Origin of the sequence: Flavivirga aquatica (genome assembly GCF_001747085.1) — a bacterium.
In the GTDB taxonomy this organism is placed as follows: Bacteria; Bacteroidota; Bacteroidia; order Flavobacteriales; family Flavobacteriaceae; genus Algibacter_C; species Algibacter_C aquatica.
The window spans coordinates 1-673 of the sequence record NZ_MDJD01000001.1 but is presented as its reverse complement, the minus strand read 5'-3'; the positions used below and the strand labels follow the sequence as shown (position 1 = coordinate 673).

At 32.7% G+C, this 673-nt stretch carries 1 protein-coding gene; it reads left to right on the top strand.

The window, feature by feature from the left end; genetic code table 11:
* The coding region (locus A8C32_RS20440) for a hypothetical protein (RefSeq protein WP_205635354.1) at window positions 1–673 on the top strand (673 nt) is incomplete at both ends.

Here is a 673-nt window from a genome sequence, read left to right as displayed (position 1 = left end):
CTGTTGATATTTTTACAGGGAAAGGCTTACCTGAAAAGAGTTACCTGAGCAGTATACATGTAGATCCAAATGATTCAGACAGGGTAGTGATTTCTTTCTCTAATTACAATATCCCTAGTATTTTTTATACAAAAGATGCTGGAGAAACTTGGATCGATATTAGTGGTAATTTAGAAGAAAAGAGAGATGGAACTGGTAATGGCCCTTCCGTTCGATGGGTTTCTTTTTTAGGAAACAAAGATGGAATTTTAGCAGGTACTAGTTCAGGCTTGTATTATAGTGATAGAATTAATGAAAAAAATACTGTTTGGAGATTAGAAAACAACCAGATAGGAAATGGTGTGGTAGTTCAGGTAAGAACTAGACAAGATGGGTTTGCAGCAGTTGCTGTTCACGGAAATGGAGTGTTTAGTAAAAAATTTGATGTCACACCTCCTTCAGGCAAAAACACTCTATTTGTTAATAAAAAACCAGAAAACATAGAATTGCCTACACAAGAAACACCAGAATTTATAACTTTAGACCTTAGTGAAGTCTTTAAAGAAGAGCAAGGTAATAATATTGATATTACAATTGAAAACTTAGATAAAAATGGTGACTTTATCAGACATGAATTTTTCAATAATCAATTAGATATTTATTTCCCAAAGGCAAATAGTGATATTCCAAATAT